This window comes from Nitrosococcus halophilus Nc 4, assembly GCF_000024725.1.
GTDB classification, from domain to species: Bacteria; Pseudomonadota; Gammaproteobacteria; order Nitrosococcales; family Nitrosococcaceae; genus Nitrosococcus; species Nitrosococcus halophilus.
In genome coordinates this window covers 3,491,446-3,514,658 of the sequence record NC_013960.1, presented here as the reverse complement: position 1 = coordinate 3,514,658, position 23,213 = coordinate 3,491,446, and the positions used below count along the sequence as shown (strand labels likewise).

Below are 23,213 nucleotides of genomic sequence, written 5' to 3'. Positions count from 1 at the left end.
CAGAGAATGGAACAGAGCAAAGAGCGTAAAACCAATAGTTCATTGCTCAATTTTGTATTGATCGTTTTCTACGTGGTGTTAGCCCTCAATCTAATTGGCTTGGGTTCGTCTTAAGCCACTTAGTGGGGCTGGTGAAGCCTTAAGTGTTTTGTTTACCTCCGGTATCTCATATCTTCCGCCTACTTTTCGGCGCACAAGGGTACTCCTTAGGGGGGTACCCTTGTGGTTGTTTAGAGTGGTAATCCCTTACGAAGAAATTACCAGACACTTTCCCGTGGAAATCGGCGGATGGCGGCCCGCCAATTGGACGATCTTTTGGCCAACTTTTTCAGGGGGTAGGCCGATTTTTTGTCCTGATACGGCCTCCTGCATATCAGTGGCTACTCTCCCTGGGCAGATCCCGAAAACCCGAATCCCTTGGGGACCGACTTCCTGGGCCAGGCTCTCGGTAAATCCCACTACCCCGAATTTGGAAGCGCAGTAGCTGACCAACCCCGCAAAGCCGGATAGTCCCGCCCCCGAGGACACATTGATAATGGTACCGCGTTTTTGCCTAACCATGAGAGGCAATACAGCATGGGTGGCATACAATACCCCCTTAAGGTTCACCTCGACGGTCTTATCGATACTTTCAATGGTCTCTTCGACAAAATCGCCGCTCCAGGCAACACCCGCGTTGTTAACCAGGATATCGATCCGACCAAATTGCGCCTGGGCCTGGTTGACGAATTGCTGAAGTTGATGGAAATCTCGCACATCGGCGGGTATCGCCATTATTTCTCCCTGCTGGCGCAGTTGTTGTTCGGCCTTAGAGAGCCGCTCGGGACTGAGAGAACAGATGGCCACCCGGGCACCCTTTTCCAGAAAGGCTTGGGCGGTGACCAAGCCGATCCCTCTTGAGCCGCCGGTGATCAATACACCTTGATCGGTAAAATCATCCTGGTTTTTTTTAAACCACATTTTTCACCTGGGGGTCGCTTTTAGGATCTGACGGTAAGTAAATTGATGGAGATCAAATCTTGTCGGCAAAAAGAAATCCAGGGTAGCCACGCAGGTCAACCCGAAAGGCAGATAACCCGCATAGCCTAATAAGGGCATCTCAAACAAAGAGAATCCATGCACCTGGGGGATAGTGTACACCCAGCGGGAGAAGCTGTATTCATTCCACATCTCCCAAAAGAACCCGCAGATCAGCCCGGCTAGGGCAGGTAACCAGAGGGGGCGCCAATCCCCCTGCGTCAAGGGGGAAAAGAAGGTGTGGCCACCGGTCAGGGACTGAAGGGCGACGATTAACAGTATCGGTGCCACCCAGACCGCCGGGAACAGATACGTCGGCCAAAGGCCAATGCCCAATAATCCTCCTCCGCCCACCAGCAAGATTATCCAGGGGAGTAAGCGGGGAAAGGGAACCGGCACTGGATGGTAATTCCCGAGTCCGGCGCTGAGGCGAGGAAAAGACGCCAGCAAATCCCGGGTACTGAGGACCGCCGGCAGAACCGTCGAAAACGGTAAGGAAGCGGTTAGAAAATCCCTTATCCCAGCAGTCGGTGCGCTGCTTTCTCCCAGGTAGTACCAGTTTTGAGCGAACAGATTGAGGTATTCAAAGAACCACCAAAAGAGGGCGCTTAAGGGAAATAGAAGCAATAGCTGTTTAGGGCGGTCCACCACCAGACAATGTCCAGTGCGCTGGAAGGTGAGTCCATTGACCACCCAGATATAACCCACCCAGAGCAGGGTGAAGGTATAGGGTTGTAGGGGCGCGAACCAGGAAAAACGGTTCCAAGCTAGAACCCAGGTAATGGCCACGATTCCCACGCCCCACCACCCCCAGCGGGGAAAATCGGCGGGATAAGCCGTCCCCTCTGGGGAAGGAGGTTCAGCGCTGAACACCCGGATGACGAGGGGAACGACCGCCCCGACCACCACCAGGGTGGTGACCATAAATAGGGCCCAGGAAAAGGACTTGGAGTCCCAGGCTTTAGGAGTGGGAGGAAATTCCAGGTAAGGTGCCAAGGATTGGCCATCCAGCCAGGCGCCTAATAGGGGCAGTCCCAAGATCATCAATGGCGCCAGGAATCGTGCCAACCATACGTGAAGCACCGTCTAGGACCTCTCTCTCCTACCTGGTAGGGCTAGTTTGCAGGACATGACAAAACCTTTCACTTTCCCAGTGTGTTTCTCTTCTGATTAAAGTAGCATCCTAGCGCAGATAACTCATGTCAATCCTCTCTGATCGTAGACATGAAGCTGTGTACCCTAAACTTGCTAGCAATAAATTTTCTTTATCAGACCCACCTTCCTCCAACACCTCATAAGTAATTGATTTTATGAAAGTTTAATCAAGTAATGCAATCGATTAAGGCTTCAAGTGGTTGTTTAGACTGAATCTATACAATCTGGGAATAGACAGGAGGGGGTACAGTTGTAGATCCCATGGCCTAGATATCCAACCCTGCACCATTTTTGCGGAGCCACTCTTTCCGCTCGCGGTACTCCGGCATTACCTTGTCCACTTCGTTCCAGAAGGCATCGGTGTGGTCGCGGTGGTGGTGGACCACGATATAGTCGATGATGGTTTGGGGCGCCATCATGCACTTCCAGTGAAAGGCGAGCTTGCCGGTGGGGGAGCAGGAAGCCCAGCGATGGCCGAGCTCACGGACATCAATATCAGTCGGCTCGACGCCCACTTTGGGAGCAAAATAGGCTACCCGCTGACCGATCCGATCCAGCCCGCGGGCAATATAGTAGTCTCTGAAAGCCGCCTTTGCAGTGGCCACGTCGCCGCTCTCCACCAGGTCTCGCCGAAGCATGAAGCGGCCCTGCTGGAACTGTAGCGGCGCGTCTTGATTATTCGCTAAGCGCAAGCGATAGGCACGACCAAGATATAGGAAACCTTCCCCGTTCTTGTACTCGCGAAGGACCCGAGTTGCATTCAAGTCACGCCACTCCGCAAGGCTTTGGTAGATCCAGTATTGTCTGGACTGGACGACTTTCTCCACCTGTTGGTCATTGACCCACTCCGGTGCCCGGACAAGGACGCTGCCGTCACGCTCGATGATGATGTCCACCGTCGAGCGGCGGCTGCGGACCACGGCGTAATCAATGTTGGGTTCTTGTCCCTTCACTTGATCAGTTCCTCGTGCCGTTTCTCGGTGAGTTTCACGATCTCGACGGCGATGCGCTCATGCTTGGCGTTGAGTGCGGGAATATTCGCCAGCAGGATCTCGGTGTCGATATTGCCTCGAAGCTTTTTGACTTCAATGGGCTTCTTCCAGAAATCGAGCACGCCAATGGTCTCCTGTAGCAACTCTACGATGTGAGCCATCAGCTTCTTCAGCCCGGCACGGTCCCCGGAGGGAACTTCACCATCCGCATAGGCTAGCTGCAACACATAATCATAGAAGGTGGTGGCCTCTTTGGTCAGCCCCTCAATGGCTTGAGTTCTGCCTTCAATGGCTTCCTGACGCAATTTCTCATACTCCTCGGCGAGCAGCTCCCAGCTATTCCGGTGCTGTTCAATGAGTTGCTCGAGTTTTTCACTGAGTTTGGTGTAGAAGGCCGGGTCTTCGTCGAAGTGAATGGTGCAATGTTTGCGGATGGCGTGCTCCATTTCACTGGCCTTGGCCTCGGGGTCGCCCTGGGCATGCTTTTGTAGCTGGACCAGGAAATCGTCGGCCAGGAGTTTGATCGGCGGGATCTTGGGGTTGATGCCCAAGCTGATGAGATGGGCGTTAATCAGGGCCTTCACCTTCTCGCCCACATCGGCAATGTCGAGGGACTCGTCTTTATAGCGCTCCTTCACTATTCGCAGCAGGTAGCCAAAACGCTTGGCGGGTCCACGATAGGGGTATCCCGCAGGGTTAGGCAGGATAAGGTTGAGGCTCTGGAGGAATTTTTTCAGGTAGACCTCGAAGTCGGCCCGCCGCTTAATGTCTTTTAAGGCCCTGACCGCCCCGTGGATTACCGCCACTTCGGCCTCTGGCGATTTCAAGTCATCCTTGATGAAGGCCTCGATATCGGTCACGCCCGCCGCACGGAAATGTTGCAGAAGCCGCTGGTAACGTTCCTCGAGGATGGGCATCTCACTAAGGAGGTTCTTGAGGCCCCCCTGAATGTCCTGGGCGTCTTCTTTGGCGTAGAGGGAAAGGGCGAAGGTGAGATGATTGGCAAGGCCGATGTAGTCCACGATAAAGCCGCGGTGCTTGTGCTGGGCTACCCGGTTGACGCGGGCGATAGCCTGGAGCAAGTTGTGCTCGCGCAGCTTTTTGTCGATATACATGACCTGTTCGATGGGGGCATCAAAGCCGGTGAGCAGCATGTCGCAGACAATGAGGAAGGCAATGCCCGTCAGTTCTTTATCGGGATCGTCAAAGTCGAAGGGTTTGCAGAAATTTTCCACCGCACTCCAGCGCTTGGCTTCCTTGCGGGCCTCGGTTATGGCAGCCGGTTCGTTGGTGGGATCTGGTGAGATAACCACCACAGCCTTCAGAAAAGCGATACGCCGGATCAACTCCTGGTCCGGGGTGGCCTGCCGCTGTTCTCGCTCGATGCGGTCACGCAGCGCCTCCCGGATAGCCTGCTGGTAAAAGCGATACGCCGGATCAACTCCTGGTCCGGGGTGGCCTGCCGCTGTTCTCGCTCGATGCGGTCACGCAGCGCCTCCCGGATAGCCTGCTGGTAACGGAGGGTGGCCAGCTTGGAGTGGCACACGACCTGAGCTTTGAAACCATCGGGCAGGATATTGTCGATATAGTGGTCAACCAGGTCCTTGGCAATAGCTTCGATGCGGCTCGAAGCTTCGAGAATATCGCCGGTGGCGCCGTACTTTTTCTTGATGGTGAGGATTTCTTCTTCGCTGCGATCCTTGAAAAGGTCCTCGAACTGGGTGTCGAAGTCGTGCTTGTCCTTGAGGGCGGTATCGGCTGTACGTCCTTCGTAGAGGATCTGGAGCGTAGCGCCGTCCTGGACGGCGTCCATGAGCTTGTAAGTGTCGATGTATTCGCCAAAGCGCTTCACCGTGCGCTTGTTACCGTGCTGCTCGGTAATGAGGGGGGTCCCGGTGAAGGCGATGCGGGTAGCGTTGGGAAAGGCTTCGAAGAGGTTGTCGCCCAGATCGGAGCCCTGGGTCCGATGGGCCTCGTCGATCATCATCAGGATTCGCTCGGAGGGGTTCACCATCCCGAAGGTTTTGCTTGAGGGCACCGATCCATAGGTCCCGAGGGCTTCGGCTACCTTTAGGGGTAGCGCTTCGGTGCGCTCGGCGAATTTGTGCACCATGACCATGTTGAGGTCCGAGGCCTCTGTACTCAGGTGTTCTCGAAGTTGGTCGGTGCTCTCAATGACGTTGATCTTGCCGCCAATGAGCTTGGCGGTGCCTGCAAGCTGCTTTTCCAGGTCAATCCGATCATTGATCAGCAAGATCTTGAAGTCCTGAAGATCTGGCGCTGTGCGCAGCATCCGCGCCACAAAGACCATGGTCAACGACTTGCCGGAGCCCTGGGTATGCCACACCACCCCTGAGCGGGCTTCAGGGGTTTTGCCGGTGCGAAGACGCTCTACAATTTTTCGGGCGGTGCGGTATTGCTGGTAGCGGCAGACCACCTTAATGCGCCGGCCTGCATCGGTGTCCATGAAGACCGTACAGGTGCGCAGGACGTCCAACAGGGTGGCTGGGGCTAGAAGCCCTTGGATGAGCTTTTCTTGCTCTCGCTCTACCCCGAGCGGCGGTATGTAGCTTTGGTTGGTTTTGGGCCAAATATCCTTCCAGGCGTAGAAATGTTCGTGGCTGGAGGTGAGGGTGCCGAACTCGGCCTTCTCGCCGCAGGTGCGCACCAGGAGTAGATTGCTGTAAAAAAGCCTGGGCTCTCCCTCACGGAGTCCCGCCTTGGCGGTTTCGGGGCGGCCATTGCGGTAGCGCAGGAGTTGCTCAAAGGCGGCGTGCAACGGGTTAGCGGTATTGGGATCGCCGATTTTCGCCTCGACGATGACAAGCGGCAGGCCGTTTACGAATAGGACGATGTCCGGAATGATAAAGCTCTTAACGCACCCCGGCGTATCCACCCGAAACTGGTTGATGGCATGAAACTGATTGCGCTCGGGATGGGCAAAGTCGATGAGCTTGACTACCGGGTCCGACTCTCCCGTGATCTCGTTGCGATCCACCTGGACCTTGAGGAATAGGCTCTGCACCATTTCGTTGGCTTCCAGTAAGGTACGGTTGGGCTGGCGCAGGATTTGATCACGCAGGTCATCGAGCTGCCGGTCGGTGAGCCAGGGCTTGCCCTCCGGCGTGAGATTGAGGGCTCGAACCGCGTCCCGGAACACCTTCGGGAGCAGCCATTCGCGAAAGCTCAGGCGCAGGCTTTTGGCCGGGTCTGAAGGGATGGTTCCCTGGCCTTGATTGATGACCTGCCACCCCAGCGCGTCGAGCTGGACGAGGAAGGGCTTTTCAACATGCAGGTATTCGGTCATCCTCCCATAGCCGTTCAGTAGGCGGCTAGGCGTTCGAGTGCCAAGCTGATTAAACGATCATCAAATATGCGTTGTTTCCTAAGTGCGGCACTTCGGCTAGCGGGCCAATGGGCAATGCCTCGTTTAACATCCTCTACTTCGGGTTTGCAGTGCTCGCGGACTAACAACCAATCGACGGTAGCCAGTAGCTCCATACCGAGTGGCGACTCGAAGCCATCAATCAGTTTTGTCGTTGCCTCCAGCGCCGGCAGATAGGCCTTGGCTTTACTTTTCAGGTAGGTTGCCACATATTCTTTTTGGGTATCATTGAAAGCGATCGTATCCTCGGGTTTGGCATCGGCCAATCGCTTGTCGCAGCGCAGATAACTACCATCCAGGGCATCCAACAAGTGGCGCAGCCGGTCAGCATAGGGGCCATAACGATTGGCTTTAAAATCAAGCTGGAGTGGATTATCTAATCCGCTTTCTTCCAGACGACGTTCCAGGAACCATGCTAATTTTTGGATTTCGAGCAGGCTGCATTCAATGCCCAGCACCCAATAGCGCCGGACGAGTTCGGCTATCAGGGCACGCGCAGGGGTCAATGTTTGTACACCCTTGCGTTTGGCAACATTCTGATATTTCTGAGTGGGTTCATAGACCAGAATATGAATACCATTCAGATCTACCAAGCACTTTTCAATGAGTGGTCTTACCTCGCGCCAATCCAAGCCGCCATTGCCGCAACCCAGGGGGGGGATGGCAATAGAGTCAATCCCGTATTTGATAATGGTGCGACGCAGATCCTCTAGGCCTTCCTCAATCCATGCCAGCTTTGTTTTATTGCGCCAGTGTTTTTTGGTGGGGAAATTGATGATCCACTGCGGTCCCATCAGGTTGCCGGTTTCAGTCGTGAACATCTGCCCGATTTTGACTTCACCGGCTTTGCAAGCCGCGGCATAGGCATCAAAGTTATCCTTGAAGGCTTCTTTGAACATCAAAGCAATACCTTTACCCATTATGCCGACCGTATTGACGGTGTTGACCAGGGCTTCCACATCGGCTTTCAGCAGATTACCTTTGGTATACTCGATCATCAGAAGTACCAGCTTGGTTTCACGAGCGTTCTCATCGTTATCTTGCGAACTCGAAGAACAGACTGCACCTCATCGGCTACAGCCTTAGTGTAGCAAACGATGCCCAATAAGGCCTGTACTGGGAGGGATTGGTGGACCAGTGCTTCGGCCTGGTAGCGCTCGATTTTTTCCGGATCCTCAACGTCACGGCTAAAATCCCGGCTACGCAGCAGTTTAAAGTCAACAAGATTCAAGTCATTAATATTATTATAAAAATTTGCTGCTCGTAGGTACGCGTGGCGATCAGTAAACACAAATTTCCTCTGCTCTTTAGCAACTTGATGCAATGAGCTGACTAATACCACGATTTCATCATTGCGCCTCTTTTTGACACCGCCATAGCCCGTTTTGATGTTGTACATCATGGGTGAATAGGGCGTGAAGTAAAATGGAACATAATCACCAAGCACACCGCCCGGCGGAATTGGGACCTCTCGGTGATGGCGTCTGTCAATCAGTTCTGGATTGCCGATGGGTACAAAGTTATGGTCGAAGACTGTCCCGTTGGGACAGTGCAGACCATGATCTAGAATCCAGAGGATATTGTCGCGATGCGTGATGCGGAAGATCAGCCCCTTCACTGGATTGAGATTGTAGGTGATTGGGGTACTCATGCACGATGCCCATCCTTAGCAATAGAGGATGTCACTAATGAAAAAGGGTTTTTCCACGTGGAGGTACTCGGCTACCTTTAGCTTTCCTCCAGGGTCAGGCTTCCTTGCAGTATCAGGGTGTCACCGGCCAGCACCCGTCCCAGGAAAGAGCTGCCATTGCTCAGCCGGCGCTGAAACTCCTTTCTGGTATACAGGGTGGGATTGATGGGACGGCCGAGGGTTTGCTCCGCCTCGGCCAGCAGGCCGTAAACGGCCTCCAGGGTCAGACTATTGGAGACCAGCAGCAGGTCGATGTCGCTGGAGGCCGTGGCGGTGCCTTTCGCCATTGAGCCGTACACCAGCGCCAGCTCGATCTCCGCTGATGCCGGCGCCAGCGCCTGTCCCAGGGGCTCGGCCAGGCCCACGGTTTTGCGCACCAGGCTACACAGCTCGAGAAACACGGGTGAATCGGGGTTGGCTTGATAGTGCTTTTGGTTGCCGATGCGGGAGACCGTCACTAGGCCACTGTCGGTCAGTTTCTTTAATTCCCGCTGTACCGCACCGGTTCCGGCACTGACCCGGTCGATGATTTCGGTGGCGAAGAAACTGCGCTCCGGCTGGCCGAAGATTAGCCCCAACACCCTCTTTTGGGTGGAGGAAAACAACGCGTCGGCCAGTGCAAGGGGGCGCGTGTCGGTAGCTTGGTTTTTTATACCCATAATGGGAATATTAGTACCCAAAATGGGTATGAACAACTTCGGATGACGATGCCTACCGGTCTTAAGCTGTGTGCCCGCACGTTGGTAGGTAAACTGCCACTCCAGTACCAAGCGTGGGTCGGGGAATGGCTTCTCGACCTGGAGGTACTTAGACATTCGCGGCGATTTTTTTGGATTCGGCAGCATCTGCCGCGGAAACAGGCACACGGCCGGTGAGAAGGTCGTGCATGAGGCCCGCACGCAGCTGCCTCAGTTTGCCTACATCGTCTTCCAGACTGAATACCTTTTCATCGGCAGCGAGCAGTGTTGCAGCGATGTGTTCTTGTTCTGAGACCTCAAGGGGGATATTGATTCGGTAGTGCCGGAAGAACCGAAGGCCGATGGTTGGGATCGTGCTTCCGGTCGCGATGTTTTCGAACTCCCACTTGCGGTACTGTAACCAGTAATAGAGGTAATAGTTGTTAAGACGAGGACCACAACGCCAGCACATGAAATGCTGACTAACCGCCATTTCGCACGTAGTTACAGCGCTTTTACCAACACCGGCATCACGAGAGAGGACCACGATTCCTGCCGGATGAACAACCGCCGAGGAGTTCTCAATGCCAGCCTGTGTGATCTTGTGATCCGTGTCCACAATGTGAACTCGGTCTAATCGCCACGAGTCAGCCAATGAAATCCACTTGATTTCGCCGTTCCAGTATTCCGGATGATTTTTGCTCGGCGTGTGACCGCTCCCCCGGAGGGCAATGTTGTCCAATAGCTCAGTGTCCCACTCCCTCGGAATCCAACCAAGCGGCGACTTTTTGTAGAGCCGTGGGGCTTCCTCGCGAGGGGGCCGGAGCTGGCCATCCGGGGTGACGCCTCGGGTGAAGAGGTCGTGCATCAGGCCGGCCTTGATCTGCTGCATCTTGGCGATGAGCGCTTCGGTGTGCTCGATGGCCTCATCCACCGTGGAGAGGATTTCGGCGATGCGTTGTTGTTCATCAAGCCTCTCTGGGAACCGGATCAGAAGGCCACCTAGCTTCTGTTTGTTCAGGGTGACGCCTTTTACAGCAGTGTCGGTGATTGCACTCCGGGCAGTATCGGGTAATGCATAATAGAGAAACCTCCCATCGAGCCGGCCATCTGTTGGGATAATGGTTGCGATAGCCTCATTTATATAGAGGTCTCTCCCAGCAATTCCGACTCGGCCGATGGTGAGCTTAAAGCTCATCATGAGCGTTCCCTTCGGCACCCTCTTGGCGTTCGAGTTGAGGATGCCGGCGTTCGTGATTCGCTCCTTCGTGTCGAAGACAATTCTGGGGCCAAGGTCCGCGATCGATACCCATGGATGCCCCTCGTCCTCCTCTCGTGCCCAGTACTCTGCTACTTCACGAGCAGGGGTCCCACCGATCTCAATGGATGCCAGACGGCCGAGTTGCTCTTCAGCCCAATCACACATACCCCAACTCCCCCAAAAACCCTTTGAGCTTTGCTATCGCCGCATCTCGCCGCTGCTCGATATCCTCGGCCGTGACCGCATACTTGGCGTGCAGGTTCTCCAGCGCCACCAGGCACGCCCGTTGATTTGCACGGAGGTAGGACTCGTAGGTCTGCACCAGGAGCCGGTGGAGGCGGTCAATAATGACCCTCCGCGCTTCATCCGGGTCGATCTTCTCCCGCGCGGCGGCCACCAGCTCGTCCTGCTTTTTCTCAATGGCCCGCAAATCCGCCTTGAGCTGCTTGGATTCATCTTCGAGGGCCTTGTGCCGCGCTAGTCGAGTTTCACAGGCCTGGGCCCGCTCCAGCGCTTCACGACCATCCTGCATGTGTTTCCGGATCGCCTCGATCCGCTCCGAGGTGAAGTTGGCCTCGGCGGCCAAGTCGAGGATAACCTGGCCCGCGTTGAAATTGGCCTCCTTGGCCGACATTCCCCGCGTAACGTCGCCTTTCTTGACCCCATTTGGGAGCACCCCCGCCACCTTCATTTCGGTGAAGAGATCGGTAGCGAGGGCCTTCAGCTCCTTGAGGGCCTCCTTCCAGGTGGCGTTCAGCGCCTTCAGTTCTTCCTTGAGGGCTTTATAACCTGGTCGCTGGGCAACACCCCGGTGTCGTCCTCGTCTTCGTAGTCCTCCTCGTCGGCCGCAGTGAAGAGGGCCGTCAGCTCCGCGAGGCGGGTGCGCTTGGCTTCCATGGCGGCCAGCACTTCGGGGAATTGGCTTTGCAGAATCTCGTCGTCGGGGATTAGCTCCGGGCCCCAACCACTGAAGGCGATGGACTTGAATTCCGGCTTAAAATATTCGAAGTAGCATGCCAAACCGCCACGCACCTGATGGTCTGACAACAAATGTTGATCAGCTAGCGCCTTTTCGATGGACCCGAGCAGCAAGCGTCGCAGCCCGTAGACATTGCCCTTCTTGCCGTTGTCCGGGGCCAGCGCCTCGATATGGGGCAGATGCTTCCGCCACCAGCGCTCCAGCATGCTAATGAAGCGCTCGTGGGCAGCAGCCACGCTCTTATCATTATTGACGATGCCGGCCAGCGCGCGGCGATCAGTCACCTCTGGGGTGAAGTCCAGGTAAGCTTCAGTGTCCGGCCGTGGCTGAAAACAGCGCTGGCGAAGGTCCGGGTAGTTGATCCAGAAGTGTTCGAGGGTATCGATCTCGCCCTTGGGTACGCCGCCGTGTAGATGGGCCCGCACATCGTGAAGCTCGGGGGGGGGGCATTGTCCACATAGCGGCGGATATTGCAGTTGAAGTCCTCGCCCTCGATCTCTTCGATGGGCACGCATCGGGCATAGCCAGGAATCTCGTCCCGTTTACCGCTTGCGAGCGTGCGGTAGGCATGGACGATGCGGGAGATATCCTCGGCTCGCAGGAAATTTTGGGCCTTGCCTTCCCGGTAGTCCCGGTCGGCGTTGATGAACACCACCTGCTTGCGGTTTTGTGCATCCTGCTTGTTCATCACCAGGACACAGGCGGGAATGCCGGTGCCGTAGAACAACCCCGCTGGCAGGCCGATGATGGCTTCCAGCCAGCCCCGCTCGATAAAATGACGCCGGGCCTCGCGCTCCTCGCCGCCACGGAACAGCACGCCGTGGGGCATGACCGTGGCCATCTTGCCGTTGCCCTTGAGTACCGCCAGCATGTGCTGGACGAACATCAAGTCGGCTTTCTTGCCCTTCTCGGGCAGCCAGACGGCGAAGCGGCCTGGGGGCTCCATGTCCTTTTTGATGTAGTTCTGACTAAACGGCGGGTTGGCAAGGACCCGGTCGAAGCGCCGCAGCTCCCCGTTGTCGTCCTTGTGCTGGGGTCGGCGGAGGGTGTCTTCCTGCCGGATATCCGCATGGGGGATGCCGTGCAGAAGCATATTCATCTTGCAAATAGACCAGGTGGTCCCGATGCTTTCCTGGCCTGCCAAGGTCATATCACGGGGATCGCCACCACACTCACGAATGTAGTCCCGAGTCTGAATCAGCATACCGCCTGACCCACAAGTGGGATCGTAAATGCTCATGCCAGGTTGAGGATCGACGATCTCAACCAGCGCTCGAACGACATCGGCTGGGGTGTAGAACTCACCAGCCTTCTTGCCCGCGGAGTCGGCGAAATACTTGATAAGGTACTCATAGGCCGCGCCGAGCAGATCGGGGAACTCGAAGTTCTCGTCCCGGAGCGGGATTTTCTCGAAGTTCTGGATGAAGTTAGACAGAGTATCGTCGTCGAGGGTGCGCTGGCCAATTTTGCGGTTGAAGTTGATATGCTTGAGAACATCCTGCAACGCGTCCGGGTTGGCGTCTTCAAGCGCCTCCAAGGCTTTGTTGAGATAGGTGCCCACGTTGGTTTTCTGGTGGGAGACCCCCAGAGGCTTGCCTTCCTTATCTTTGGGCCGCTCACCATTTTTATCCTTGGGGTCCCATCGCGCCTCAGGTGGCACCCAAAAGGTGTATTTGTCCGGATTGTCGAGCTGAGTCTCGATCACTTCATCCGCCATGCCCCTGGCCTTCAGGTCCTTGGCGAGTTGCTCCCGTTCCTGGTCGAAGAGATCTGAAAGTCGCTTCAAGAAGAGCATGCCGAAGATGTATTCTTTGTACTCCGAGGCATCCATATTGCCGCGCAGGTCGTCGCAGGCACGGAACAGCAAATTCGATAGCTGGCTCAGAGTCAGCTTCTTGGTCATGCATCAAACTCCTTGCATTTTGCAACCCCGTGGGTGCTGGCGGGAAGCCCATTAAACGAGTCCTAGAGGACAAGACTCATTACAGTTCATCCTTTTTGTTTTCGTGTTTCCTGAAGGTAGCATCGCTACTTTCTTGGTGACTTGAAGGAGTTGAGCCAGGGGGAACTGGAATAAAAGCTCAAGGATATCCGCCGGTAAAGAGAAAAGCTGGCGAAGTGCTGAGGGTGGGTACCGGGAGCAGACAACCATCAATTCGCAGGTGGGAAACTGCACACTGCTGTAAGACCAAAAATAAGACCTGAGCAGGATGAAAGTGATTTATTGATTATTAATCAATAACTTATTATCAAACAATGGCGGAGAGGGCGGGATTCGAACCCGCGTGGGCTGCAATAGCCCCAACCGATTTCGAGTCGGTGCCGTTGTGACCGCTTCGGTACCTCTCCTTCACTTATATAGAATACCTGCTATAGGCAGCGAACACCAAGTGATGCGCAGGGAGGGCCAGAAGCGCACTTCTGGCTCTGGTGAGCTAAGAAGCCCTTAGGATCTTTAGAGTGGGGGCTTCTCTTTTCATTTCATTAGCGTTTATTCGCGTGCATTTGCGGCTAAAAAGCCAAATCTAGAGGGTCCTCCCCTATCTATTTTCCTTGCCCCTGTCGGTCGGTTTGGGAGTGAGCGCAGTGAAAGCCACCTATTTAGCAGCCGCAGCCTGGCTTGAAGGACCCCCTTGGGCGATGAGGTAGTCGACGACTTTAAGCATGTCCTCAAAGCTGCCCGCCATGTTGGCGTCGGTGCGGTATTTACCATTGACGATCATGGCAGGAACGCCGGTAATTCCAGAGGTCCGGGTAATAACGACGGCTTGCTGAACCTTGCCCTGGACGGCGAAAGACTCGAAGGTCTGCAAAAAGTCTTCCTTTGGCACTCCTAGGGTCGCGAAAAAGTTTGCCACCTCTTGTTTGGTTTTGAGCGGGCGTTTTTCCAGATGAATAGCATCAAACAAGGGGCGGTGAACTTTGTCCAGCACCCCCAATGCTTCGGCGGTATAGAAGGCTTGGGCGTGAAGTAGCCATGAGTCCCGAAATATCGCAGGGACCCGGATAAAGGCCACCTGCTCCGGTTGCGCTTCTGCCCACTGTTCCAGGAGAGGTTCGAAACGGTAACAGTGGGGACAGCCATACCAAAACATCTCAACCACCTCGGCTTTCCCCGGTTGAAGGGGATGGAGGGGAGGGGTCACCGCTTTATAGTGCACCCCCTCGGTGAAAGATGATTCCGCCGCGGCTACCGCTGGAGAGATAAGCAGCAGGGAGAGCGACAGGAGCAACCAATGGGTCAATCGCGACATACTTTAAGAGTCCCTCACAGTGAAGAAGCCTAATGCTACTCTGCTACGTGCAGACCCGACACGTAGTGGGAAACCGCAGTGATTTCCTCATCGGTCATTTTCTTTACCGCCCCCCGCATAATCTCGTTCGGGTCGTTGGCACGTTCCCCGCTGCGGTAGCTCTTGAGTTGGGTCTCTATGTATTGGGCATGTTGCCCTGAAAGGCGTGGCCAGCTTGCCGCCGGGTTACCCTGAGCCCCCGGCCCGTGGCAGGCCATGCAAGCAGGAACGCCGCTTTCTTTGTTGCCTTGCTGGTACATTTTCTCTCCCAGCTCAACATATTGCTCAGGGGTAGCGCCTTCGGCGGTGGTTTGGCTAGAGTAATAGGCAGCCAAATTGGCCACATCTTCATCGCTAAGGCTGGCTGCCATCGATGACATAATCGCATTCACTCGAGCCCCAGACCGATAATCCTGCAATTGTTTTTTGAGATAAGTCGCATGCTGGCCGGCAAGTTTGGGCCACTCGGGGCTGGGGCTGTTGCCGTCAAGGCCATGGCAGCTTTGGCAGGGCATGGCTGTGGCTGCGCCAGCTTCCGGATCGCCAGTCACCATGACAGCGCCAGAGGAGGAGGCAAATAGGATACAGGCAGCGGCAACTGCGAAACGTTTTAACATCATTAACAGATCCTCAGTTCTTGGTAATATTTGCAAAGATGACCACGCCAAAGCATCTTCAAAATTGGTGTGCATGCTACACTGCCTGGAAATATTTTTCTAGCCTGCCGCAGTGACCTAAAGGCAATATCCATGCCTTTTGAGAGCGGTGCTTTTTTTTGAACCGGAGAATGGCGATAAATTCTCTTTACCATAAGGCCCATTATCAGGGAAGTGCTTACACTCTATCCCAGTTGCCTCCAGATAGGGGGATGGAGGTGGCTTTTGCGGGACGCTCCAACGTCGGAAAGTCAAGCGCTATCAATGCCATTACCAATATCAAGGGATTGGCGAGAACCAGCAAGACTCCGGGGCGCACCCAAATGATCAATTTTTTCCAGCTAGATGCTCGCCGCTGCCTGGTGGATCTCCCCGGTTATGGCTATGCCAAGGTGCCTGAGGCGGTAAAACGCCAATGGCGGCAGACTCTAAGCAATTATCTAGAGTGGCGCCAATCCCTGTGTGGCATCGTGTTGGTTATGGATATTCGGCGCCTTTTCCAACCCTTTGATCTCCAGATGCTGGAATGGTGCCGCGCGCGGGGTTTGCCGGTCTGCATATTGTTGACGAAGAGCGATAAATTAAAGCGAGGGGCGGCCAAACAGGCCTTGGAGAAAGTCACCGCGCATCTACAGGAGGCTTTTCCCTCGGCGCGGGCGCAGCTATTTTCTGCCCACAATCGGATGGGGGTTGAGGCTATCCAGGCTCAGCTCGACAGGTGGTTTGAATTGGATGAGTCACCGCCATAAAAAAGCCCCGGTTCAAGGGGAAAACCGGGGCAATCGTTGGTCCGGCTTAGGGGGCTCCGGACCAAAGGATCATCCCGCCCAGGGAGGAGGGCGGGAGAGTGCGACCTTTTTATGGTGCACTCACTAAGATAAAGACCAACCGCCGAATAGAAAGTTCAACAAAATTTCCAGACAACGATTTTTTTATTAATGGGCTTCGTCCCAGTTGGCGCCGCTACCCATCTCTACTATGAGCGGCACCTTAATTTGGGCGGCTCCGGCCATGTTTTCCCGGATGGCTGCGGTGGTGGTGTCCAATTCAGCTTCGGCAACCTCAAATACCAATTCATCGTGAACCTGCATGATCATGCGGGCATTGCTTCCCTGTTTTTGCAGCCACTGATCCGCACGGAGCATGGCTCGCTTGATGATATCTGCCGCCGTGCCTTGCATGGGGGCATTAATCGCCATGCGTTCGGCCTGGTTGCGTCGTTGCGCTTGCCGGGAGTGGATTTCAGGGAGATAAAGACGCCGGCCGAATAGGGTTTCCACATATCCCTTTTGGCGGGCTTGCTGGCATATGGCATCCATGTAGGCCTTAACGCCGGGGTAACGGTGAAAATAGCGTTCTATGTAGTGTTGCGCGGCGCTGCGGCTGATTCCTAGCTGCTGGGCAAGACCGTGGGCTGACATCCCATAGATCAGGCCAAAATTGATGGCCTTGGCGCTGCGCCGCTGCTCTGGGGTCACTCCTTCTAAGGGAGTGCGGAAAATTTCGGCGGCAGTCCGTTGGTGGATGTCCTCTCCCGCTTCGAAGGCGGCAAGCAGGCCTTCATCGTCGGAAAGATGGGCCATAATGCGCAGTTCAATCTGGGAGTAGTCGGCGGCCAGGAGGCAATAGCCTGGCGGGGCGATAAAGGCCTGGCGAATCCGTCGGCCTTCAGCGCTGCGAATGGGGATATTCTGTAAGTTGGGATCCGAGGAGGAAAGCCGTCCGGTGGCGGTGACGGCTTGATGGTAGGAGGTATGGACGCGCCCTGTACGGGGGTTGACTTGCAAAGGCAAGCGATCCGTATAGGTAGACTTGAGCTTGCTTAAGGCGCGATATTCGAGGAGCAATTGGGGGAGGGGATAATCCAGGGCCAATTCCTGTAATACCGTCTCTGCCGTGGAGGGTTGTCCGGTGGGGGTTTTGCGGGTAATCGGCAGTTTCAGCTTATCGTAGAGGATGGCCTGAATTTGCTTGGGCGAGGCGAGATTAAAAGGCTCCCCGGCAAGTTCAAAGGCTTCTTGCTCAATTTTTTCCAGGCGGGCCGTGAGTTCCGCGCTATGGGCTTTAAGCTGGGTCGCGTCTATCTGGACCCCATTGCGCTCCATGCGTGAAATCACCGGAATGAGGGGGATTTCCAGCTCTTGGTAAAGACGGCAGAGGGCCTCCTCCTGTTGGAGGCGGGGCCAGAAGTAGTGGTGAAGTTGGAGGCAGATGTCGGCATCTTCCGCCGCGTAGCGGGTGGCCTTGTCAATGGGAACCTGATTGAAGGGCAGTTGCTTGGCTCCTTTGCCAGCCACTTCTTCATAGGAAATGGTGCTCCGTTGGAGGTACTTGAGGGCTAAAGAATCCATATTGTGACGGCTGGCGGTACTGTGAAGGACATAGGACTCCAGCATGGAGTCGTGGCGAATGCCCTCTAGCTCAATCCCATAATTAGCCAGCACATTGCGATCGAACTTGAGGTTTTGTCCCACTTTCCCCCGGTTCGAATCTTGTAACAGGGGCTGGAGCCGTGCTAAAACCCCTTCACGGGCTAGCTGGAGGGGCGCGGCATCATAGTCATGAGCGAGTGGAACATAAGCGGCCTCCTTTGGCTTGATAGCAAAAGAGAGACCGACAATTTCAGCTTCTATGTAGTCCAAGCTGTTGGTTTCCAAATCAAAGGCGAATAGTTCGGCGGTTTCCAAGCGTTTTACCCAGCGCTCGAAGCTTTCCTCGGAAAGTACTGTCTCATAGGAGGGAGAGGAGTCCGTTGAGGTGTTAGGGGACGAGGCGCGATCTTTCTCTTTTTCCAAGAGTTCCCGCAGCCAAGTCTTGAATTCCAGGGTGCCATATAGTTCCCGTAGCGTGGGGATATCGGGTGGCTGGCATTGCAAGTCTTTAGGGCCTAGCTCAAGGGGGAGATCCCGGCGAACGGTGGCCAATTGCCTTGCTAGGGGAAGTTGGGCCAGATGGAGGCGTAGATTTTCCCCCACCTTGCCTTTGATTTCCTGGGCGTGGGCCATGATTTGGTCTAGATCGTGGTACTGGTCAAGCAGTTTGGCGGCCGTTTTGGGGCCTATTCCGGGGATGCCGGGGATATTGTCTATCGGATCGCCCACCAGCGCCAGGTAGTCGACGATTTGTTCTGGGGAAACGTTGAACTTGGCTTTTACGCCGGCGGGATCCAATTTGGACTGGTTCGTGCTGTTCACCAGGCTCACGTGGTGGTTGACGAGTTGAGCCAAGTCTTTATCGCCACTAGAAATCAGGGTCTCTAGATGCTGCCCGCTGGCTTGTTGCGCTAAGGTGCCGATGACATCGTCGGCTTCAACTCCCTCCACACAGAGCAAAGGTAAACCGAGGGCCCGGATGAGATCGTGGAGGGGGGGGATCTGGCAGGCAAGTTCCTCGGGCATGGGGGGGCGATGGGCCTTGTACTGTTCAAACAGCTCATCGCGAAATGTTTTGCCCTTGGCATCGAAGATGACCGCGACGTAGTGGGGTTGGTGCTCATCGAGCAGCTTGCGCAGCATATTTATGACTCCGTAGACTGCCCCTGTAGGTTGGCCTTTAGAAGTGGTTAAGGGAGGCAGCGCGTGGAAAGCGCGAAAGAGATAGGAGGAGCCGTCGATTAGAATAAGAACTGAATTTTTTACCATGTTTACTTTTAAATAAGGTTGATCAAAATAGCAAGGATTAATACCCTGAGATCAGGACACTTTAATGGACAAACACAATAAACGTTCTTTTGCCGAGCGAACGGCTGTCAATGACTCTTTGCTTACCCGGGAGTCCTGGAAAGTATTCCAAATCATGGCTGAATTCGTGGAAGGGTTTGAACGTTTAGCCACTATCAGGCCCTCAGTCAGTATTTTTGGTTCAGCACGTACGGTCCCTGGAGATCCCTATTATCAGCTGACTGAGGAGATTGCTTGGGCCCTATCCGATGCGGGCTTTAGCGTCATCAGTGGCGGTGGTCCTGGCCTTATGGAGGCTGCCAATAAGGGAGCTTTCATGGGAGCATCCCCCAGTGTCGGACTCAATATTAGCCTGCCCCATGAGCAGGTGGCTAACGAATATCAGGATATTGCAGTCAATTTTCGCCATTTTTTCTCCCGTAAGGTGATGTTCGTGAAATATGCCTCGGCCTACGTGGTGTTACCGGGAGGGTTTGGAACCCTGGATGAATTGGCGGAGATTCTAACTTTGGTGCAGACCGGTAAGTCGCGGCGGATCCCTATCCTGCTGGTGAGTTCATCCTTTTGGGCGGGATTGATCGACTGGTTTAAAAAACACCTGGTAGAGGAGGGGATGATCGATTCCCATGACCTGGATTTATTTAAGGTGTTAGACGAGCCCCAGGAGGTCGTGGATGCTATCTTTAGCTATTATGAGAGTCGCGGCTTTGAGCCCTCGGCGGAAGAGCGTGAACGATTGCTCGACCTGTAAGCAACATTTTAGAGATCAGCCTATGCCTATTTCTTATAATAAGATTTTGGTTTATATAAATTTCTTATGGCTTCTACTCGTCTCTACGCCGGTTTTGACGGAGGAGCCGGAAGACCTTGTGCCTCTCCCTGATCTGCCCTCCTTGCCTGAGCAGTCCGAAGTCATTGAGCCTGAAATTAGAATTATTCAAAGGGGGGAGGACCTGGTGGAAGAATATCGCCTCAATGGAAAGCTCTATCAGATCAAGGTGACCCCTAGCATTGGTCCCTCCTATTACCTTGTGGATGCGGATGGTGACGGGGACTTTGATAAACGCTTTGAAGGGCCCGTCGATTCCGGCATGCTCATCCCCAGTTGGGTGCTGTTTCGTTGGTAAAATAGCGGGCAATCTGGTTAATCGAGGCACTGAGCTGAGAAGCCGTTTTAAAGATAGCAATTTTGTGCTGAGACTCGGCGAGGTGCGTTTGAGAAGCGCAGTGTATGGGGTTCATAGATGAGCATCACAAAACGTGCCTCAACACCGTATCGGCGCTAAAGGGCATTTTCAAAACGGCTTGTTAGTCCTCTAGGTAGGTGTATCCGCTCAACCCTGCTTCTAATTCCTGAAGATACAGGCAGCGTTGGCTGTCATCGAGGGCTGCTTGGTCAAGTTTTGTATGTAAATGTTCCTTTATTTCTGTGGCATCGAAGCGCACTTGATGGAGAACCGATTCTACCGTGTCTCCTTTCAGGGGATGCAACAAACGGAAGCCTGTCTGCCCATCTGCTTCTACGTGGACCGAGTCGGTGGCGCCGAATAAGTTATGAATATCACCGAGGATTTCCTGGTACGCACCCACCAGAAAAAAACCTAATAGATAGGGTTCGCCTGGAGTGAAGGGGTGCAGAGGCAGGCTGGTTTCAATCCCTTCCCCATCCACATAAAGATCAATGCGGCCATCGGAGTCGCAGGTCAGGTCTTCGATCCAGACTCGCTCGGTGGGCGGTTGCGCTAAGCGGTGCAGGGGCACGATAGGAAAAATCTGATTAATAGCCCAGGCATCAGGCATGGAGCGAAACAGGGAAAAGTTGCAAAAAACCTTTGCCGTGAGCTTTCCTTCTAGCTCATCCAAGATTTCCCGGTGGGCCCGGACTTGGGGATTGAGGAAAGAGCGAATCCGGCGGCAGAGGGCAAAATAGAGTTGTTCGGCCTGGGCCCGTTGTTCCAAGCTCAGGATTCCATAATTAAACATTTCTAAAGCATCAGCGATGCCTTGACTGGCATCATGGTAGGCTTCAATGGCCGAGCGCCGGGTGAGTCCTTGATAGCTCTGCCATAATCCTTGGATGACGGGGGGATCATCGGCGATGGGGGCCGGTGGTTCTCCTTTGCCAGGGGCTGGTTGCGTGTCGATGATATTGCTGATCAAGACCGCATGGTGGGCTGTCATGGCCCGCCCTGCTTCGGTAATGATCTCCGGGTGGGGGAGTTGGTGAGCATCGCAAATTTCCCACAGCCCGTGGACGATTTTATGGGCATATTCCGAGAGGGTGTAGTTAGTGGAGCAGAATCCCCGGGTATGGGTTCCATCGTAGTCCACGCCTAGCCCCCCGCCCACGTCCACACTGCGCAGGGGGACACCGAGCTCGCGCAAGGTGGCATAATAGCGTCCCGCTTCCCGGATGCCCCGTTGGATATCTGCAATATTGGGAAGCTGCGAGCCCATATGAAAATGCAGCAGGGTCAGGCAATCAATCATCTCCATTTGGCGGAGCCGCTGGAGCATGGTGAGCACCTGCGCGGAGGAAAGGCCAAATTTACCCTTCTCGCCTCCCGTGTTTTGCCATTTTCCCTTTCCTATAGAGGCGAGGCGGACTCGCACCCCTAGGAGGGGCTTTACCTTTAAAGCCCGTGCTTCACGAATAATGTGTTCCAGCTCCGAGGGTTTTTCGACCACCAAATAAATTCGTAGACCTAATTGCCGCCCCATCAAGGCCAGGCGGATATATTCCCGGTCTTTATAGCCGTTGCAAATGACCGGGGCCCCAGGCCGAGATAAGGCCATGACAGCCAGTAATTCAGGTTTGCTTCCTGCTTCTAATCCCATGTGTTCCGGGTCTGCTGCTAGGATTTCCTTGACCACCTGCCGTTGTTGGTTCACCTTGATGGGATAGACGGCGTTAAAGGAGCCTTGGTAATGGGTAGCGGCCATTGCCTCGGTAAAGGCGGTTTGTAGGCTCTTGGCACGATGGTGCAGGATTCCGGAAAAGCGCACTAGGACCGGTAAGGACAGCCCTGCCTCTAGGAGCGCCTGACCGACCTCATAGAGGTCGATTGTGGTCGGGCTGTTTGGGCCTTGGGGGCGAACCATGAGGTGGCCCTGGGCGTTGATATCGAAATAACCTTCGCTCCATTGGGCGATATTGTAGAGCTCTTGGGCGTGGTGGATACTCCAATTTGTTGACATAATGGCGTTTTTATTCCAGGGGATATCGAGGTTCTAGGGGGGTTGCTTGTTAGTCTGCTTCCCTGGGGCTCACCCTTCAGTGTGTTCTGTGGGTGCTCCCTTCGTTCCCAACGAAGGGGTGCTTGTCAGGGTAATATGGGGCGGCTATTATCGCCTGATTTTATCTTTTATCAAATATCAAATCGCTAACCTGGATTTTTACCACTAAGACACAAAGGACACAAAGGTGAAGGAATCTCACTCGGTTGGGAGAAACATATGGAGATGCTCGTCGCTCATGAAGTCAACTATTTTAATCTATTTAAGATTTTGATTTTTTTGCGCTCTTCGTGTCTTTGTGGTGATCTCATGAATTATTCAGGCTAATTATAGCGTCGGTTGGAGAAGCAATATGCAGCTGGATCCGAAAACATGGTTTACCGAGGTTTGCCAGGAGGGCGGTCTAGCCTTTTCCCTTGCCATCAAGGAGAAACTTCATGAAGAGACGACTCCCTATCAGCATATTGAGATTTATCAGACCGAGGCTTTCGGCAGGCTCATGGTCATCGACGGCTTCATTATGCTCTCGGAGCGGGATAATTTTTTCTATCATGAGATGATGGCCCATTCAGCCCTGTTTACCCACCCTCATCCCCGGAGAGTACTGATTATCGGGGGAGGTGATTGTGGAACTTTGCGAGAAGTGCTCAAGCATGACAGGGTTAAGGAAGTCCGGCAGGTGGAGATTGATGAGCGGGTGACCCGCTTGGCGGAAAAATATTTTCCAGAGCTGTGTGAAAGTAACGATGACCCGCGGGCTCACTTCCACTTCGGTGATGGGCTTCGCTTTGTGGCCGAAGCGCCGGCAAATAGTGTGGATGTCATTATCATTGATAGCACCGATCCGATTGGCCCTGCAGAGGGGCTTTTTCAAGCTCCCTTTTATTCTGATTGTCGGCGACTATTGGGGGACAAGGGCGTTCTCGTTCACCAAAGTGAATCTCCCCTGATTCATTTGGACCTCCTCAATAAGATGCGGGCCGAGATGAAAAAGGGAGGGTTTCCCCAGGTGCGGACCTTGACTTACCCCCAGTGCGTTTATCCTTCGGGTTGGTGGAGTGCCACTTTGGCGGGGGACTCCTTATCCTCGTTTCGAGAGCAGGAGGCAGCGGCTAAAACCTTCTCGACCCGCTATTACAATGTGGATATTCACCGGGCTTCCTTGGCGGTTCCAGAATTTTTGCGCTAAGT

Annotated in this window: 20 protein-coding genes and 1 tRNA gene; 4 read left to right on the top strand and 17 right to left on the bottom strand. The window is 54.4% G+C overall.

The window, feature by feature from the left end; translation table 11 throughout:
• Positions 1-246: 246 nt before the first annotated feature.
• The 15 genes from NHAL_RS16560 to NHAL_RS16500 all read right to left on the bottom strand — a co-directional run bounded on the left by NHAL_RS16560 (position 247) and on the right by NHAL_RS16500 (position 15,069).
• Positions 247-960 (bottom strand): SDR family oxidoreductase, encoded by a 714-nt coding sequence (locus NHAL_RS16560; RefSeq protein WP_013034289.1) that lies wholly within the window; start codon positions 958-960, stop codon positions 247-249.
• A 3-nt stretch (positions 961-963) separates the two neighbouring features.
• Positions 964-2,100 carry a hypothetical protein gene (locus NHAL_RS16555; RefSeq protein WP_013034288.1) on the bottom strand — a complete coding sequence of 379 codons (1,137 nt, stop codon included), beginning with the start codon at positions 2,098-2,100 and terminating at the stop codon, positions 964-966.
• A gap of 338 nt (positions 2,101-2,438) precedes the next feature.
• Positions 2,439-3,068, bottom strand: a complete 630-nt coding sequence (locus NHAL_RS16550) for a M48 family metallopeptidase (protein WP_238985524.1) — start codon at positions 3,066-3,068, stop codon at positions 2,439-2,441.
• Positions 3,069-3,121: 53 nt separating this feature from the next.
• Positions 3,122-4,510: a type I restriction enzyme subunit R domain-containing protein gene (locus tag NHAL_RS22100; RefSeq protein WP_238985382.1), complete on the bottom strand. Its 1,389-nt coding sequence runs from the start codon at positions 4,508-4,510 to the stop codon at positions 3,122-3,124.
• Positions 4,507-6,471: a type I restriction endonuclease subunit R gene (locus NHAL_RS22095; RefSeq protein ID WP_238985381.1), complete on the bottom strand. Its 1,965-nt coding sequence runs from the start codon at positions 6,469-6,471 to the stop codon at positions 4,507-4,509. The genes NHAL_RS22100 and NHAL_RS22095 overlap by 4 nt, the downstream gene beginning before the upstream one ends.
• Before the next feature lie 14 nt (positions 6,472-6,485).
• Positions 6,486-7,547 (bottom strand): type II toxin-antitoxin system antitoxin DNA ADP-ribosyl glycohydrolase DarG, encoded by a 1,062-nt coding sequence (darG, locus tag NHAL_RS16540; RefSeq protein WP_013034286.1) that lies wholly within the window; start codon positions 7,545-7,547, stop codon positions 6,486-6,488.
• On the bottom strand, positions 7,547-8,200 hold the full coding sequence (gene darT / locus NHAL_RS16535; protein ID WP_013034285.1) for a type II toxin-antitoxin system toxin DNA ADP-ribosyl transferase DarT: 654 nt from the start codon (positions 8,198-8,200) through the stop codon (positions 7,547-7,549). Before darT ends, darG begins: the two co-directional genes overlap by 1 nt.
• Positions 8,201-8,277: 77 nt before the next feature.
• Positions 8,278-9,054, bottom strand: a complete 777-nt coding sequence (locus NHAL_RS16530; RefSeq protein ID WP_013034284.1) for a nucleotidyltransferase domain-containing protein — start codon at positions 9,052-9,054, stop codon at positions 8,278-8,280.
• A complete protein-coding gene (locus tag NHAL_RS19935; RefSeq protein ID WP_013034283.1) occupies positions 9,047-10,342 on the bottom strand; it encodes a restriction endonuclease subunit S in 1,296 nt (431 codons plus the stop codon). Before NHAL_RS19935 ends, NHAL_RS16530 begins: the two co-directional genes overlap by 8 nt.
• A complete protein-coding gene (locus tag NHAL_RS22090) occupies positions 10,335-10,709 on the bottom strand; it encodes a hypothetical protein (RefSeq protein ID WP_238985380.1) in 375 nt (124 codons plus the stop codon). Before NHAL_RS22090 ends, NHAL_RS19935 begins: the two co-directional genes overlap by 8 nt.
• A 230-nt stretch (positions 10,710-10,939) precedes the next feature.
• A complete protein-coding gene (locus NHAL_RS22085; protein WP_238985379.1) occupies positions 10,940-11,440 on the bottom strand; it encodes a hypothetical protein in 501 nt (166 codons plus the stop codon).
• Positions 11,437-13,059, bottom strand: a complete 1,623-nt coding sequence (locus NHAL_RS22080; RefSeq protein WP_238985378.1) for a type I restriction-modification system subunit M — start codon at positions 13,057-13,059, stop codon at positions 11,437-11,439. Before NHAL_RS22080 ends, NHAL_RS22085 begins: the two co-directional genes overlap by 4 nt.
• A gap of 354 nt (positions 13,060-13,413) precedes the next feature.
• Positions 13,414-13,505, bottom strand: a tRNA-Ser gene (locus NHAL_RS16510).
• A 248-nt stretch (positions 13,506-13,753) separates the two neighbouring features.
• Entirely contained in the window at positions 13,754-14,410 is a 657-nt protein-coding gene (locus tag NHAL_RS16505; RefSeq protein ID WP_013034282.1) for a thiol:disulfide interchange protein DsbA/DsbL, read from the bottom strand.
• Positions 14,411-14,445: 35 nt separating this feature from the next.
• Complete coding sequence (locus NHAL_RS16500) at positions 14,446-15,069, bottom strand: c-type cytochrome (protein WP_013034281.1); 624 nt, start codon at positions 15,067-15,069, stop codon at positions 14,446-14,448.
• Between the two features lie 173 nt (positions 15,070-15,242).
• On the opposite strand from NHAL_RS16500, the gene yihA reads away from it, so the two are divergent.
• Positions 15,243-15,854 (top strand): ribosome biogenesis GTP-binding protein YihA/YsxC, encoded by a 612-nt coding sequence (gene yihA / locus NHAL_RS16495; protein ID WP_041355897.1) that lies wholly within the window; start codon positions 15,243-15,245, stop codon positions 15,852-15,854.
• A 186-nt stretch (positions 15,855-16,040) separates the two neighbouring features.
• Here the strand turns inward: yihA and polA are convergent, their stop codons facing one another.
• Positions 16,041-18,746 (bottom strand): DNA polymerase I, encoded by a 2,706-nt coding sequence (gene polA / locus NHAL_RS16490; protein WP_013034278.1) that lies wholly within the window; start codon positions 18,744-18,746, stop codon positions 16,041-16,043.
• 64 nt (positions 18,747-18,810) lie between these two features.
• On the opposite strand from polA, the gene NHAL_RS16485 reads away from it, so the two are divergent.
• A complete protein-coding gene (locus tag NHAL_RS16485) occupies positions 18,811-19,536 on the top strand; it encodes an LOG family protein (protein ID WP_013034277.1) in 726 nt (241 codons plus the stop codon).
• A gap of 22 nt (positions 19,537-19,558) precedes the next feature.
• Positions 19,559-19,912, top strand: coding sequence for a DUF2782 domain-containing protein (locus NHAL_RS16480; RefSeq protein ID WP_013034276.1), 354 nt, complete (start codon positions 19,559-19,561; stop codon positions 19,910-19,912).
• A 181-nt stretch (positions 19,913-20,093) separates the two neighbouring features.
• On the opposite strand, the gene speA is transcribed toward NHAL_RS16480, so the two are convergent.
• On the bottom strand, positions 20,094-21,983 hold the full coding sequence (gene speA / locus NHAL_RS16475) for a biosynthetic arginine decarboxylase (protein WP_013034275.1): 1,890 nt from the start codon (positions 21,981-21,983) through the stop codon (positions 20,094-20,096).
• 391 nt (positions 21,984-22,374) lie between these two features.
• Here speA and speE point away from each other — a divergent pair, with 391 nt between their 5' ends.
• Positions 22,375-23,211: a polyamine aminopropyltransferase gene (gene speE / locus NHAL_RS16470; protein WP_013034273.1), complete on the top strand. Its 837-nt coding sequence runs from the start codon at positions 22,375-22,377 to the stop codon at positions 23,209-23,211.
• Positions 23,212-23,213: the final 2 nt, after the last annotated feature.

Bases quoted from the DNA above. Each gene is read 5' to 3' on its own strand.
- NHAL_RS22090 (WP_238985380.1), bottom strand. From the start codon at position 10,709: ATGCAGGATGGTCGTGAAGCGCTGGAGCGGGCCCAGGCCTGTGAAACT.
- NHAL_RS16500 (WP_013034281.1), bottom strand. From the start codon at position 15,069: ATGATGTTAAAACGTTTCGCAGTTGCCGCTGCCTGTATCCTATTTGCC.
- polA (WP_013034278.1), bottom strand. From the start codon at position 18,746: ATGGTAAAAAATTCAGTTCTTATTCTAATCGACGGCTCCTCCTATCTC.
- NHAL_RS16530 (WP_013034284.1), bottom strand. From the start codon at position 9,054: ATGTCTAAGTACCTCCAGGTCGAGAAGCCATTCCCCGACCCACGCTTG.
- speE (WP_013034273.1), top strand. From the start codon at position 22,375: ATGCAGCTGGATCCGAAAACATGGTTTACCGAGGTTTGCCAGGAGGGC.
- NHAL_RS16480 (WP_013034276.1), top strand. From the start codon at position 19,559: ATGCCTATTTCTTATAATAAGATTTTGGTTTATATAAATTTCTTATGG.
- speA (WP_013034275.1), bottom strand. From the start codon at position 21,983: ATGTCAACAAATTGGAGTATCCACCACGCCCAAGAGCTCTACAATATC.
- NHAL_RS19935 (WP_013034283.1), bottom strand. From the start codon at position 10,342: ATGTGTGATTGGGCTGAAGAGCAACTCGGCCGTCTGGCATCCATTGAG.
- NHAL_RS16485 (WP_013034277.1), top strand. From the start codon at position 18,811: ATGGACAAACACAATAAACGTTCTTTTGCCGAGCGAACGGCTGTCAAT.
- NHAL_RS22095 (WP_238985381.1), bottom strand. From the start codon at position 6,471: ATGACCGAATACCTGCATGTTGAAAAGCCCTTCCTCGTCCAGCTCGAC.
- NHAL_RS16560 (WP_013034289.1), bottom strand. From the start codon at position 960: ATGTGGTTTAAAAAAAACCAGGATGATTTTACCGATCAAGGTGTATTG.
- NHAL_RS16505 (WP_013034282.1), bottom strand. From the start codon at position 14,410: ATGTCGCGATTGACCCATTGGTTGCTCCTGTCGCTCTCCCTGCTGCTT.
- NHAL_RS22080 (WP_238985378.1), bottom strand. From the start codon at position 13,059: ATGACCAAGAAGCTGACTCTGAGCCAGCTATCGAATTTGCTGTTCCGT.
- darG (WP_013034286.1), bottom strand. From the start codon at position 7,547: ATGATCGAGTATACCAAAGGTAATCTGCTGAAAGCCGATGTGGAAGCC.
- darT (WP_013034285.1), bottom strand. From the start codon at position 8,200: ATGAGTACCCCAATCACCTACAATCTCAATCCAGTGAAGGGGCTGATC.